The organism is Levilactobacillus parabrevis (genome assembly GCF_044051715.1).
GTDB classification, from domain to species: Bacteria; Bacillota; Bacilli; order Lactobacillales; family Lactobacillaceae; genus Levilactobacillus; species Levilactobacillus parabrevis.
On sequence record NZ_CP168688.1, the window covers coordinates 290846 to 304756 of the forward strand.

Annotated in this window: 14 protein-coding genes; 6 read left to right on the forward strand and 8 right to left on the reverse strand. The window is 48.4% G+C overall.

The genetic code is table 11. The features are described from left to right. Window positions 1-226 precede the first annotated feature (226 nt). The 3 genes from ACEPSU_RS01455 to ACEPSU_RS01465 all read left to right on the forward strand — a co-directional run bounded on the left by ACEPSU_RS01455 (window position 227) and on the right by ACEPSU_RS01465 (window position 1830). Complete coding sequence (locus ACEPSU_RS01455) at window positions 227-727, forward strand: hypothetical protein (RefSeq protein ID WP_395322354.1); 501 nt, start codon at window positions 227-229, stop codon at window positions 725-727. Between the two features lie 21 nt (window positions 728-748). After that, a complete protein-coding gene (locus ACEPSU_RS01460; RefSeq protein WP_395322356.1) occupies window positions 749-1252 on the forward strand; it encodes a hypothetical protein in 504 nt (167 codons plus the stop codon). Window positions 1253-1329: 77 nt separating this feature from the next. Then, on the forward strand, window positions 1330-1830 hold the full coding sequence (locus ACEPSU_RS01465) for a hypothetical protein (protein ID WP_395322358.1): 501 nt from the start codon (window positions 1330-1332) through the stop codon (window positions 1828-1830). A gap of 119 nt (window positions 1831-1949) precedes the next feature. Here the strand turns inward: ACEPSU_RS01465 and ACEPSU_RS01470 are convergent, their stop codons facing one another. The 3 genes from ACEPSU_RS01470 to ACEPSU_RS01480 form a co-directional block, all read right to left on the reverse strand. Beyond that, window positions 1950-3593 (reverse strand): peptide ABC transporter substrate-binding protein, encoded by a 1644-nt coding sequence (locus ACEPSU_RS01470; protein ID WP_395322360.1) that lies wholly within the window; start codon window positions 3591-3593, stop codon window positions 1950-1952. Between the two features lie 569 nt (window positions 3594-4162). Next, window positions 4163-4822, reverse strand: coding sequence for an EAL domain-containing protein (locus ACEPSU_RS01475; protein ID WP_020090449.1), 660 nt, complete (start codon window positions 4820-4822; stop codon window positions 4163-4165). Between the two features lie 158 nt (window positions 4823-4980). After that, the gene (locus ACEPSU_RS01480; protein ID WP_395322362.1) at window positions 4981-5508 is read right to left on the reverse strand and encodes a GNAT family N-acetyltransferase; all 528 of its coding nucleotides are present in this window, start codon (window positions 5506-5508) and stop codon (window positions 4981-4983) included. 145 nt (window positions 5509-5653) lie between these two features. Here ACEPSU_RS01480 and ACEPSU_RS01485 point away from each other — a divergent pair, with 145 nt between their 5' ends. From ACEPSU_RS01485 to ACEPSU_RS01495, 3 genes are all read left to right on the forward strand, one after another. Continuing rightward, window positions 5654-6673 (forward strand): NAD(P)-dependent oxidoreductase, encoded by a 1020-nt coding sequence (locus ACEPSU_RS01485; protein ID WP_395322364.1) that lies wholly within the window; start codon window positions 5654-5656, stop codon window positions 6671-6673. A 173-nt stretch (window positions 6674-6846) separates the two neighbouring features. Further along, entirely contained in the window at window positions 6847-7578 is a 732-nt protein-coding gene (locus ACEPSU_RS01490) for a helix-turn-helix domain-containing protein (RefSeq protein WP_395322366.1), read from the forward strand. A 5-nt stretch (window positions 7579-7583) separates the two neighbouring features. Continuing rightward, window positions 7584-8423, forward strand: coding sequence for an IS3 family transposase (locus tag ACEPSU_RS01495; protein ID WP_234898053.1), 840 nt, complete (start codon window positions 7584-7586; stop codon window positions 8421-8423). A gap of 326 nt (window positions 8424-8749) precedes the next feature. Here ACEPSU_RS01495 and ACEPSU_RS01500 read toward each other — a convergent pair whose 3' ends face one another. The 5 genes from ACEPSU_RS01500 to ACEPSU_RS01520 form a co-directional block, all read right to left on the reverse strand. Then, complete coding sequence (locus tag ACEPSU_RS01500; RefSeq protein WP_020090452.1) at window positions 8750-9277, reverse strand: GNAT family N-acetyltransferase; 528 nt, start codon at window positions 9275-9277, stop codon at window positions 8750-8752. A 207-nt stretch (window positions 9278-9484) separates the two neighbouring features. Beyond that, the gene (locus ACEPSU_RS01505) at window positions 9485-10705 is read right to left on the reverse strand and encodes an RNA-guided endonuclease TnpB family protein (protein WP_395322369.1); all 1221 of its coding nucleotides are present in this window, start codon (window positions 10703-10705) and stop codon (window positions 9485-9487) included. 241 nt (window positions 10706-10946) lie between these two features. Further along, a complete protein-coding gene (locus ACEPSU_RS01510) occupies window positions 10947-11819 on the reverse strand; it encodes a zinc-ribbon domain-containing protein (protein WP_395322370.1) in 873 nt (290 codons plus the stop codon). Between the two features lie 14 nt (window positions 11820-11833). Then, window positions 11834-13348 carry a zinc ribbon domain-containing protein gene (locus ACEPSU_RS01515; RefSeq protein WP_395322372.1) on the reverse strand — a complete coding sequence of 505 codons (1515 nt, stop codon included), beginning with the start codon at window positions 13346-13348 and terminating at the stop codon, window positions 11834-11836. Between the two features lie 21 nt (window positions 13349-13369). Beyond that, window positions 13370-13795 (reverse strand): zinc-ribbon domain-containing protein, encoded by a 426-nt coding sequence (locus ACEPSU_RS01520; RefSeq protein ID WP_395322374.1) that lies wholly within the window; start codon window positions 13793-13795, stop codon window positions 13370-13372. Window positions 13796-13911: the final 116 nt, after the last annotated feature.

The window sequence follows — 13911 nt, forward strand, 5'->3', positions numbered from 1 at the left end:
AGATTAAAAAAGAATTGGGTGTTAGCTGCAGTCGCGGTTGACACCCATTTTTTATATTGAAAGAGACATATTATGTAATTTGGATAAATCAAATGATAAAAGTGACGTCAGACCAGCAATTTATCTAGCCATTCAGACCAAAAATAGCTTGTTTAATTTACCGGGTTGACCTATATTTAGGATAGTTAGTTGCGGTAACAATTATTTCGGAAAGTAGGGGATGCCGATGTATGGGAAAGGATTTCTCTTTGGCTTAGTGGGTATCTTGGTGGGCGGGGCGCTACTGACGGTGTCGGCTCAAGCAGATGCACTGCCAAGCCAGTATCAGGGCACGTGGTACGGCTACATAAGTTCGGAAAAGATCCATCATGTGCGCCATTACGATTTCAGTAAAATCACGATCAAGTCAAAGCGGATTTCGTTTGATTATCTGACAACGACGAATGCCCGCTTCGAGAATCTCAAGTGGACTTGGGGTGCGTCTGCGTTGGCCACGTACAAGGCTAAGAAGGACAAGAAGAATCGCCAGATCTACAAGATTTATTTGCCCGTCGAGGAAGACGATGCGGTCGCTAAAATTCGGTTGGGGACGGTCACCGGAACGGGTTCCAGCAAGCAGGCGTTGATTTTAAATGAAGGCTACGAGAATCTCTACCTCTTCCGGAAACCCTTGCGTAGTCACCCGTGGGGCATTGGCTACGAGGATTCATTAGAGCTTTACGACTAGACGGGGAGGTAGGTATCTATTATGAAAAAGACACAACAATTAATGTTGGGACTGGCTGGCTTGGTCGTGGCAATTTTTGCCGGTAGCGTGACAGCTCAGGCCAAAAGCAAACTCCCTAAAAGTTATCGGGGCAACTGGTACGGTTACGTTTGTTCGGAAAAGGACGGCCACGTGAGAACGTATTACGCCGTCAAGCTGCGGTTCACTAGTAACCGGATGGATTATAACTACTTGCAGACGACCAAGTCTAATCTCAGCCAGCTCGACTGGCAGTGGGGTGAGAAGTCTCTCGTGACCTACAAACAGCGGACCGATAAGCATCATCGGGCCTACTACGAGTTGAATTCGGAAGCCTTCATGGATGACTTGAATGAACTGCAATTGACGACGGTCAAGGTCAATGGTAAACGGACGCAGGCACTGAACTTTTGGGGCGAGGCGGATGCCGTCTACGCCTTCCGCCAGCCGGTGCGGGCCCATGCCTGGGGCTGGGACTTTCAGGACTACATTCCAACAGATGAATAAGAAAACATCATAAATGACTTTTAGGCCTAGCATTATTGAAATGTGTGGGGCTAAAAAAATCGGAGGAGACAGTGAAAATGAAAAAATTCTATAAGGTATTAATCCTGGGGCTAGCGAGCCTCGGCTTGTTCATGGCTGGTGGCGCGACAACTTCAGCTCAGGCCGCAAGTAAGTCAGTCAAGTTGCCCAGTAGTTTGAAGGGCACGTGGTACGGGTATCTTGGCAAGGACGATGATCCGGGTGGCTACTATGCAGTGGCGAAACTTTCAATTACCAATAAGAAGATTACAGTGCGTGAATACACGACTAAGAAAAAGTCGTTAAAGTCATTGAAGTGGTTTACAACCATAGCTATTCCAACGACGTATATTAAGAAGTCCAAGGGCGTTTACCGGGTGCACTCACGGATTACAATGGACAGCGAATCTTTGGGGACAATTAGTCGCAAGGCAGTTAAGGTTAAGGTATTAAAAAATAAGAAGCATATGGCACTGAAACTTGGGATTGATCATGATAATTTTTATGCTTTCAGGACGCCGTTACGGAGTCATGCTTGGATTTATGACTTTTCAGGTTAAACAAATCGTAAACGAAAACCAGGTTCCAACCGCGCGCACTTCAAACGCGGGTTGGAACCTGGTTTCTTCTATATATAATGTTTTTTATGAAGCAACCTAATTCGTTTGGCAGTCGCTAGTTACTTGGCAATGTAAGTCGTCTTGAAGTCGTAAGGAACCCCGGCACCGTTGTAAACGATGCTCTTAACGTTGCTCCGTAACAGTTGGGACTTAGCAGCTTGGTACAGTGGAATCGTGCCTTGGTCGTTGATCAGGACCTTTTCAGCTTTAACCAACTTCGCCCACCGGGTTGCGGGTTGGTTCCCGTCTTGGTTTTCGGCTTCGTCGAGGAGCTTATCGAATTCGGTGTTCTTCCAGCCGGTCGTGTTGTAGCTGGAGTCGGATTCGAAGACGTCTAGGAAGTTGATGGGGTCAGCGAAGACGGATTGCCAGCCAGCTAACGTTAACTCGTAGTTCCCGTTGTTTTGTTGAGTGATCAATTGCACGTAAGGCACCGTCTTGATGGTGACCTTGACGTTTGGCAGCTTCTCCAAGGCACTTTGTAGGAATTCTGCGGTCTGCTTGTTGGTGTCGGTATCGGAAACGGAGAGGGTGACGTTGAGTTGCTTATCACCGGTCTGCTTCAGACCCTTGGCTAGTAGACTCTTAGCCTGTTTGAGGTCGTAGGAAACGCCGGACTTGACGTAGGCTTCCTTGTTGAAGGCCTCACCCGTCTTGGGGTTGTTGCCCATGCCGCCGGGAACAAATCCTTTAGAGGCAACCGAGCCGTCTTGCAAAACATCGTTGACCAGTTGGCTACGATCGATGGCTAAGGAGAAGGCCTTACGGACGTTGGCGTTCTTGAAGGCAGCGACCTTCTTTTGGTTCAGATCGAGTCGTTGGGAACCGGTAGGGAGGCGTTTGACGAAGTCCTTGCTGTTCTTGTTATTCTTGATTTGTTGACCACTCAGCAGCGTCTCGTCGGTCTTCTTGGCGTTATAAAGGTTGTAGCTGGTCGTGGTGGATTCGGTGACTTGCTCGTTGATCTTGGTCAGGTGAACGGCCTTCTTGTCCCAGTAAGTTTTGTTCTTGGCCAGTGTCCAGGTCTTGCCGGTTCCGTTCCAATCGGTCAAACGGAAGGGGCCGTTGTAAACCGTTGTGGCGGAACTGGTCCCGTACTTTTTACCGTACTTGTTAACGGCATTTTGGTTAACCGGGTAAAAGAGTGGCCAAGCGAGGAGTTTCTTGAAGTAGGAGACGGGCTTGGTGAGTTGCACGGTCAGCTTGTATTTGCCATCAGCCTTGATGCCCAAGGCGCTCAGAGACTTCTTGCCCTTGTTGACGGCCTCGGCGTTCTTGACCTGATAGAGGTAGAAGGCATCTTGTGAAGCGGTCTTCGGCGCTAACGTCCGTTGCCAGGAGTAAACGAAGTCTTTGGCGGTTACGGGATCGCCGTTGGACCACTTGGCGTTCTTGCGTAGCTTGAAGGTGTAAGTCTTGCCGCCGTTGGTGACTTTGGTGTTGGTAGCGAGGGCGTTGGCTGGTGTGCCCTTGCTGTTGAGGCGGTAGAGACCTTCCTGCGTGTTTTGCAGAACGGTGAAACTCAGTGTGTCTGTGGCCTGTGCGAGGTCGGAGCTGGCCAGTTCGGAAGATTCGGTCCAGTTCAATTCCTGTTTGGCGGCGTATTTGTGACTGGAATTACTACTGCTGGCTTGGCTCCCACAACCTGCTAACGTTAAGAGGCTCAGTGCGGCTACGGTTAAAATAGTTCCCTTTTTCTTCATCCCAAAACATCTCCTAAAAAATAAAATCGTCCTTATGTAATTTACATAAGGACGATTTCACTCGCGGTACCACCTTGTTTCATGGAGGGCTCACACCCACCATCTCCGTAACTTCTGTTGCCAAAAGTCGGAAGCGGTAACGGGCTTCAAATCGAACAGTCAGCTTTCACCAATTGTTAGCTACCAGGCTCATCTTCGCGGTTCCGTTGTAAGCCACCTTTTCAGCTACCGGTGGTCTCTAAACTTAGCGGGAACGACTACTCTTCCTGGTGATGCGTTCATGTATTTCTAACTTGGCTCTAATAATAGTCGCTGGTGGGGGAGATGTCAACAGAAAGATTCTGGGAAATTAAAAGGCTTGGTGACAGGGATTTGCGGCCATATATAGAAAGAATCTAACGAAAGCCCCTGAAATATAAAAATATTTATCACCGTTATCACATTTTTAGGGAAGTAAATTGGTCTAGTCATTCTAGACTGACTATGAGTAACCAAAAAGAGCCACCATCAGTCTCCCCGAAGGCAGATTGAATGGTGGCTCTCGTATTTAGTAGTGTCAGTTTAAAATGTTACCCAGCCGCATAAGGCACGGGCTTACTGTAGTAATAGCCCTGAGTCATGCCAACATTGTAGCGTCTAGCTAAATCGACATCGCCCTTGTCCTCAATACCTTCAAGGGTAAAATCGAGGTGGTATGTATCGGCAATGTTGCGCCAGAAGTTGAGGCTGGCCATCATTTCCTTTTGCCGGTGCTGGAACCGGAAGTTCTGCATCGCAAATTTAATGCTGTCCATGAAGGGCAAAACGTCCTGAATGGCTTCACACCAAGGATTGTCCGTACCAACGTCGTCTAGGCTCAGCTTGATATCGTAGGCCTGATAGATGGCCACGTATCGGTGAAGTTCCTCCAACGAAGGGGCTTCCGTCAGTTCGACGATTAATTTGAGGTTTTGAACGGACTTTTTTAGATGGATCAGGTGGCCAATCGTCCGTCGATCTGTAAATTGTTCGCGATTTAAGTTGAGTGAAATCTCGGGGTTATCTTGATGATCTTTTAAAATGTTCGTGATCTCTTGATAGGACAGTGAAACCTGCTGGTCCATTGGTAGCGCAGTGAAATCAGTTGGCGTTACCCAGTAGTCATGGCAATATGACCGTAATAACAGTTCATAACCCGCTAATTTTTGCGTGACCGCATTGATCTGCGGTTGGACGAAGAATCGATACATTTTAAAAGAAAATCCCCTTTCTGTTGAAACATGGGCTTAAACAATAGAGCCCATTATACATCATCGTTCAATTAATTTACAGTCATAATGATGCAGGACTCTAGCGAATTTTGACCCCACTTTTCGGGTGTCGTCCGCTAAGTGATTATGTTACTGCTTTACCGTGGCAAATTCAATTCATACGCTCGGCGTGCATTGTCGCCGGGTTCGGCCACGTGGACGATACCGCGGAATTGGTAGCCCAGACTGGTTGTGATGGCTTGCATCCGCTGATTCATGCGGTGGGTGTCAATCCGAAAATTGCGAACTCCCTCCTGGTAGGCCTGACTGATCAGGTTGGAGAAGAAGGTGTGGCTGAGATGTTGGCCAGCGAAGTCCTTGCTCAGCGCAATCCGGTGAATCGTGGCGTAGGGGTCCGTGTTGTTCGCCCAACCATCACCGCTGATTTCGTGGTAATTAGGGTCATCACCCACCACCTGGGCTGCGGTTCCAGCGACCTGGTCATCGACCATCAATATCCAACTACGCTGCGCCATAATATCTTCGCGAATGGCGGTCTCGTCGGGATAGCCATCTTGCCACTGTGGACTGCCATCCGCCTTCAATAGGGCCTTGGCGTCGTCAATAATTGCCATAATTGCTGGCACGTCCGTCTTGGTGGCGTGTCGTAAATAAACTAAACTCATTAGTCGTCCTCCAATAGTTACTTCAAATTTAAAATCAAGAATACCACTTTCTGTGGTCGAACGGAATATTTTAATTTTTTCCATCAGTTCGGGCGACTTTCCCGCTTAATTTTGCTAGAGTTTAGGAAGAAGGAGTGTGTTCGACTTGGTAAAAATTACTGCTTACGGTGTCCGAGCCCTGGAAGAGCCGTACTTTGACCGCCTGAATCAGGATCAGTTTACCTGTAAATACGTGCGGGAACTCTTGACCCACGATAACGTGACCGCTGCCAAGGGGGCCGATGCCGTCCTGGTTCGGGGCAATTGCGTCGTTGACCGGCAGAATCTCCAGCAGTTTGCCGACTGGGGAATCCGGGCGGTCTTCACCCGCTCGGTTGGCTACAATCACTTGGACTTGCAGGCCGCTGCCGACCTCGGCATCACGCTGGCCCGGGTACCCGGCTATTCGCCGACCGCCGTGGCAGAATTGGCGTTGACACTGGGAATGACGCAGTTCCGGCGCGTCAATCTGGCCGTGGAGCAGACTCGGCGGGCTAATTTTACAGTTAGTGCCAATCTGTTTAGTCGCGAAATTCACACCGCCACGGTCGGGATTCTCGGCGCTGGCCGGATTGGGCTGGCCGAGGCGAAGTTGTATCAGGGCCTGGGCGCCCGCGTATTAGCGTATGATCCACGGCCATCCGCGACCGCACAGGCAACTGTGACGGTGGTGCCGCTCTCGGAGCTACTCGCGCAGAGTGACATCGTCTCAGTGCACGTGCCGTATTTCCCGGGTGAGAATGATAATTTGATTGATACGGAATTTTTAGCGCAAATGAAGCCCGGAGCTGTCCTCGTCAACACCGCGCGGGGAGAACTGGCAGATGTGCCAGCAATCCTGAATGCTCTCGATACCGGGCAGCTCAGCGGCTACGGGACGGACGTCTTTCGGGATGAGGTGGCACTGCTGGGTAAGCAATTTGCCGCGCTAGATGAGGTGCCCAACGCAGAGGCACGTCAGTTAATGGCGGCGTATCCCAAGGTACTGGTCACGCCGCACGTTGGGTCCTACACGGAACCGGCCCTCGTCGATATGATTCGCATCAGCTATGCTAATTTCCATGACTTTTTTACGACGGGAACGACCAGCAATGCCATCCGGGTGGCGGCCACGAAGGCTAACTGAGGATTCTCAACGAATTGCGGCGGCGTGTTTGTTATAATTTTCGAAATATTAGAGTTTAACCGAAATAATGAAAAATCGCAGGACTTATCAGCTTGTTGGCTGACGGATATACTCCTCTTTAGGTAGACAAGCAAATAACTAAAGCTTGTTTATCTAGAGAGGAGTTTTTTCTTATGGGCCGAAGAGGGTCTAGATATACAGTTGAGGAAAAATATTTTTACGTTAAATTGGTTCTCGACGAGGGTAACTCTTATCACGCCATTCAACGAGAATATGGCATTCGACATACTCAGGTAGAACAATGGGTAGAAAGATATCGAAAACATGGTCTAGAAGGTCTAAAACGACAGCCGACCAATCAAGCATATACCCGAGACTTCAAGGTTAAACTAATCAATATTTACCTTGAAGGACAGACCTCCTACCGCAAATTAGCTAAGCAATTCAATATTCCTAACGCTGGTATTATCTATCAGTGGGTGAACCTGTATACTAGTGGTAAATTACCAAAAACCACTAGGAGGTTAGTTTCTATGAATGGCAGAAAGACTACCCAACTCGAACGTATTGAAGTCGCACAATGGATCATCGAAAACGATTTTGATTACAACAAGGCAACCCAAAAGTTCAAAATATCTTACAATCAGGCATATAACTGGACCAAGAAATTTCAAGATGGTGGTGCCGAAGCATTGCAAGATCGTCGCGGCAAGTCAAAAGCTGACAAACCCAATCTAACTGAAGCTGAACAGCAAGAATTGCGGATCAAGCAGCTGGAGGCACGTAATGAGCATCTGGCGTTAGAGAATAAATTACTAAAAAAATTGGACGAGATAGAGAGGACGGATGCAGTTCAATCCAAAAATATCGTGCCATTCAGGCACTCTCACAAGAAGCGTCGATAAGCTATATGTGCCAGTATCTAGGTGTTTCACGAGCTGCCTATTACAAGTGGCTTAAACGAAGACCTAGTCACCGAGAACAAGAAGATAAAATGATTGTCGAATACGTTGTCAAACTAGAGGAAGATAATAACTATATCTTTGGGGTTAACCGATTGGTCACATATGTCAATATGGAGACTGAGTATCATGTTAGTAGCAATAAAATGCGAAGAATCATGCATGATTATCGGATTGTCGCCTCAGTTCGAGTCGCAAAACATGATCGAAGGTCAGAACAAAAGCAAGCTGTGTTTGACAATAAATTACTGACTGATAAGGCGACCCATAAGTTCCACCCAGACCGTTCTAACGAGGTCTGGGTCACTGACTGTAGCGAAATTAAATATGGAATTAAGGGTACCGGCAAACTTCGCGTGAGTGCGATTAAAGATCTGTACGACCACAGTGTTATCGCATGGCGAGTAGAAGCCACTGAAACAGCCAACTTAGTTACAAAGACCTTTGAAGCGGCTTTGTCCGCCACATGCGGGAAAAAGCCGCAAATATTACACAGTGATCAAGGATCAAGCTATACTTCTGGAACATATAACTTGGCCCTAGCTAAGAATGGGATTACGCATAGCATGTCGCGCCCCGGAACACCAGGAGATAACAGCCCGATGGAAAGTCTGTGGAGCCATATGAAGACCGACTTTTTCACTTTCCGGCGGCCGTTATCAGAGGATGAGGCTATCATGATGGTCGCTGAGTTTATGGACTGGTATAACCAGCAACGTCGGCAAGAAACACTGAACGGCATGACTCCGGAAGAATACCGGAATCATGCCGTTCAGGAAGTCGCATAAGACTTTAGTTATTTAATTGTCTACTTGACAAGGAGTAGCCCCGACAGTGACCTGCGATTTCTTTGTATATGGGTAATAATTAAAACTAAGTCAAATTATGACTTAACTTTAAAAGCCTTAGCCGGAGGAAGACAAGGGTGGCGCCAGCTGTGACGACGGTGTTGGACCGGGGATTTGTTTTTCCCCGGTCTTACAGCGTGGGACGCGTTTGGAAACTCGCCGGATTTTGGCGAGGTTTCAAACCGAGCCGGAAGCCCGTCTTTTGGCTGCAGGCGGTCCCCACAGCGGCAGAACCCTTGGCAGCCGCAGACGATAACTTCTAGCGTTTAATCCAAGTTTAATTCGAAGGCTAACCGAGAAGCGTCGCTGGTCTGTTCTGTCACGTAAATGGTGCCGCGGTGCTTGTAGCCAAAACTTCTGGCGATCGCCTGCATCTGTTGATTCTGCGCGTGCGTGTCCATACGGAAATTGCGCACGCCTTCGTGATAGGCTTGACTGATCAGATTGGAGAAGAAGTAGTGGCTCAGGTGTTGTCCGCCAAAGCCAGCGCCAATCGCAATCCGGTGGATAGTCGCATAGGGATCCTGGTTATTCTGCCATTGACCGTCCTCAATGTTGACGTAGCTAGGTTCGTCGCCGATGATCATGGTGGCCGTTCCAGCCACCTGGCCATCGACCACCAGTAACCAGCATTGTTGACCGTCTACGTCCTTTTTTAGCGCCGCGGCATCCGGATAGCCATCCTGCCATTGCGGACTCCCAGCGGCCTTTAATTGGGCCTTAGCGTGGTCAATAATTGCCATGATTGCTGGTAAGTCACGAAGCGTGGCCCGTTTGATGAAAATTAAACTCATGGTGATGCCTCCTCAGTAGAAATTCCTAAGTTCTAGGATACCACTTAAATATTGACAGTGTAGCGCAAGTCGATTGCCCCTGAATGAATTCAGAGGCTTGTCGCTCACGTGTCTTACGACACAGTAGTCCAACATGCCTATTCGACACTCCTACTCGTAGTGGCAACATCTTCGGGTAATTGACGGCTACCCGCTTAACTGCCAGGTTTACCCAGCAGTTGTTAGCTTCTCAATCTTTGGTTGCTTGACACCACTCAACCAATCTTGTCCCAGCATTTGAATATTCATGGCTCCTAATCGATCGTCGTTACAACGATACTGGCATTGTTTGCACCAATACTCATGCGTATCGTGATGGCGATTAGTCTTCTCAACTAGGCCACACTTCGGGCATCTCTGTGAGGTAAATGCTGGACTCACTTTCACAACAGCGCTTTGAATAGCCTGAGCCTTATACATTAGGAAAGATTCTAACTGGAAGAAAGACCAGGAACGATGGCTATTACGCAAAGGTTTAGGCAAATCGTTCATGTTGAACGTCACATTGGTTAAGTCTTCCAGAACGAAGAGCGTATGCGGGCCATATAGTGCAATGAGTGTCTTAGATAGCCGATGATTCACATCGGTCATCCAGCGGTTCTCTCGTTGAGCTAGCCGTTTCAGCTTCTTTTTGGCAGACTTGGTACCTTTACTTTGTAGTTGTTGCCGGATTTCTAGGAACTTCTTCCGCCTACGTAAGATCTTCTGACCATCAAAAAATAATGCCTTTCCTTCACTATCAAAGGCAGTCGCTAGGAAGCGTAACCCGCGGTCAATACCTACAATTTGAGGATTATCCTTAGTATCGAAATCACTAACTTCCTTCGTGATACCAATGTGCAAAAACCACTTACCTTGGTTGTGAACCAGCTTGGCAGTGCCTAGTTTCCAATCATCAGTAAAATACTTTTCGAACCCTTTATCGGTGAAGCCTAACTTAGTCCGTCTACCTAGAGTGGTCATCGAGATTTTCTGCATGCCATCTACGAAGGAGTAATTACTCTGACGGACTAGATCTGTTTGTGGTCGACGAAATTGGATAGGTTTCGCTAACCAGGTCAAGTCTCTAGGAACCTGAATCCACTTGTTTTCTTCGCTTTTGTAGCGGTAAGGATGTTGTTCCATTTGTTCTCGAACGGTCTTATAGCGAGCTGAGACTGTACGAAAAACAGATTGAATCATCTGACTATTGAGTTCTGATTCTTGTCTAAATATTTTGTACAGGTGGTGATTGATTTTTAACCAACTTAACTGGAAGCCGTGGTCAAAGATCCATTGACTGACAATATTAGCTAATCGTTGATACTCTTGACTCATCGCTAGCAATTGTTCTGCTTGATTCGTATCGGGATAGAGTCTCAGCTTGATTGTTCGCCCTAATTTAACCAATGGATACCTCCCCTGTAGATTGGGTTAAGTATATCATGTTTAGCTCTACAGGAGAACGTATGTTTTAAAACTAAATTATGGTGTTCATCCCGCGATTAAAATCGCAGGTTTTCTGCTTAATTTTAATAAAAATCGCCGGCTAATTTTAAGCCGGCGATTTTCAGGGATACTTAAGTTGTCTATTTAAAAGTCCAAAGTTGGTGGATGTTCGTCATCTGAGACGACAGTCACTAGTGGTAGTTTAGTAGTTATTGTTGTTGAAGCTGTCAGTCAGGCCATTGGTGAAGTTTTCCAGGTAGTTGGTGATGGACCCGCCCACGAAGTTCCGTACGATTAACAGGTAAATTGACAGCGCGATGCTAATTGCGATCAGTGCCAGCAGAACCGTGTAGAATTTGTCCCAACGGGGATGGTCAACGCCATCGACGGTGCTGAAGAGGTAACCCACGTTTAGGATCAGGAAGATCGGGGAGAAGAGGCCAAGCATGCGGCCGTAGCTTTCAAGACTGTCTGGGCTCATGAACAGCGTGAAGACGAAGATAATGACGCAGAAGACCAGAATCAAGTTGGTCAAGCTAGCCAAACGGTTGGTGTAGTCCCAGATGGAGAAGCGTCCTTCGGTATCCGCAATCTTCCGGAAGCCGAAGCCGACAGCGATGTAAATGATTGCGCCAACTGCCAGGAAGACTAGCAGGAAAAGGCTGAGCTTGAAAATGACACCCCCGAAGTGAACGGGTTCATCCGTCATATTGTTTAAGGCCTTAGTTGCTGCGGAAGCAACCCGGTTGGCCAGGACGACAAAGGCCAAGACAATCACCACAATATTAAGCAGAAAGGCCGTAACCCCAAAGTATTTATGCGTGTCCGGCACCATTGTTGCGGGATGCCGCACGGTCTTCAACCACCAGGAGAAGAAGTTGCCGGAGAAGCGCTTGGCCCGTTGAACGGATTCAGTGGTCTTTGCTGAGCGGCTTTCCTGAGTGGTGGTACTCTGTTGGGTGGCACCGGTAGCCGAGGTAGCGGCCGTCAGATTATGACCACATTTCGGGCAAAACTTAGCGTCGGCCTTAACCTCGTTACCACAGTTGGGACAGAATTTTGTTGCGTTATTCATAGATGGAAACTCCTTTAATTATCTTTGGTATAGTCGTTGATCTTCTTGGCACCGGAAATCTTGGAAATCTTGTAGCTACCAGAATCGTTGGCGTCTGGCTTAACGGTTGCGGTGTATTGGAAGGTCTGAACGTGCTTGGAATCATCGTGATAGAAGCTATATTTAACGGTGTAAGTGACCAGACTGACTTTATCAACGTCGGGTTCAACGCCGGTGACGGTGGTGTCGAAGTCCGTGGAATCAACTTCGTCATCCTTGTAGTACCCCTTGGCCATCTTGACCAGGTCTTGATAGTCGGAGTTGCTCGTGCCGCTTTCAAAGTAGTCGGGTAAATCGGAATCGTCGTCGCTTGTGACCGTATCGTCGTCATCATCGTCATCGGAGTCATCGTCGCCGTAATTGGAAAGGTCGTCGATGTCAGAGAAGATTCCTTCAATAAAGCTGGAGGCGTCGTCCTGACTCATGAGGCCAGGGAAGGTCAGCTTAACGTCGTAACCGTCGTCACTTTCAGCGAGCTTCGTTGTCTTGGACTTGATCGTCCCGTTAGCGGCCTTGTACTTTGCGTAGATCTGCATTGCAGGGGACCAAGGTTCATTCTTCATGGTCAACATGCCACTGCTGTCGGCGGTCCCTAGCTTATTGCCATTCAGGTAGACCGTTGACGATGGCAGGGTGTCAAACGTGACGGAAATGGTCTTCAGACTCAGATCGTAAGAGGTGCCATCACTAATGTAGTAACTCCCCTTATTCACGATGTGGTGACCGGAGACGGTCCCGCTCGCTTGTAATTGGTATTTGCCGGGTGCCAGTGGGCCAAGTTTCTTGGTATACATATCACTGGTGGCAGTCGCAATCTTCTTGCCATCGAGCTTGATGACGTTCCCCTTGTGATTCGTGGTGACCGTCGGGTAGACGGGCTTCACGGTAATCTGGTACTTCGGGAAGAACAGCAGGCGATGACCGCTGTTGCCGTATGTAAATAGGGAATCGGAGCTGTAGCTCGTGGCGCGGAGTTGGCGCTTTAAGCTGGCCAGATCCTTGGGATTTTGACTGTAGTATTTGGAAATTGGCTTGAGGTTGTGGTCTGTCATCTTCAGGCTCGACGTTGTACTGGTAAAGATCGACGTCAGGTGCTTGCCGGACTTGATGTTGGCGATGGAACGGTCCAGTGTGGCATCACGTGAGTAGTAGTGATTGCCCCAAACGAAGAAGGCGATGATTAGCACAACCAGAATTCCCAGGCTCCACCAGATCCGCTTGTTCTTTTTACTCATTGGTTTGCGGGGTTGGGATGCTTGTCGTGACCCAGCGGTGGGTTCGATCTTGGATTGCGGTGACGTTGTGCTTGGCTCCGGGGGAGTGGCTGACTGCGCGGCGTTAGCTGTTGGTTGTGCGTCCGCTAAGTTATAGCCACAGTTTTGACAGAAAGTGTCGTCGGGGGCTACGGGATGACCACAATTGGGACAAAAGCTCGTTGCACTCCCGGCCGGTTGGTCATTGGCGGGGGCGGCGTATTTTACGAGATGCATAATTTTTCCTCCAAATTTAAATTAGTTGACGGAGACTAGAGCTTCCCCGTACAGGTAAAACTGGTGTGAATTCTCATGGATACTTAGGTTGTAGGCACCCGCATAGTCCTTAGCAAGTAGCAGGGCAATCAGATTCTGAACGAGGCTTTTCCAGGATTCGAGGGGCCCTTGAGAAATAGCGACATCGCTCTCGGCAAAAATAATCCCGCCGCTGTGGTAGCCGGCAGGGATGTCCGTGGCTAAAGTTAGTCGTAAGCTTCGGGCCTTCTCTGCTTCAGTGGGTGAGAGGTTCAGTGCGGATAGCGGGAAGTCCAGATCAGTTGCGTGCGGTGTCATTATGTAGTTGTTTGCTGCGGTTAAGGCGTGGCCGCAGTGCAGGCAGAAGTTCGCCTCATTGGTATTCTGGAAGCCACAGTCTGGACAGACCCGGTAAGTCGTGACAGTCATATTGCGCCTCCTTTCTGACACTTAATTCGCCTTCAGCGGTTTTATAAGGACCGTTCAACCCTTGTAAAACCTGACAAGCGTCAGCGGCGAATAAGGCGAAGGTTAAGTTTTTATAA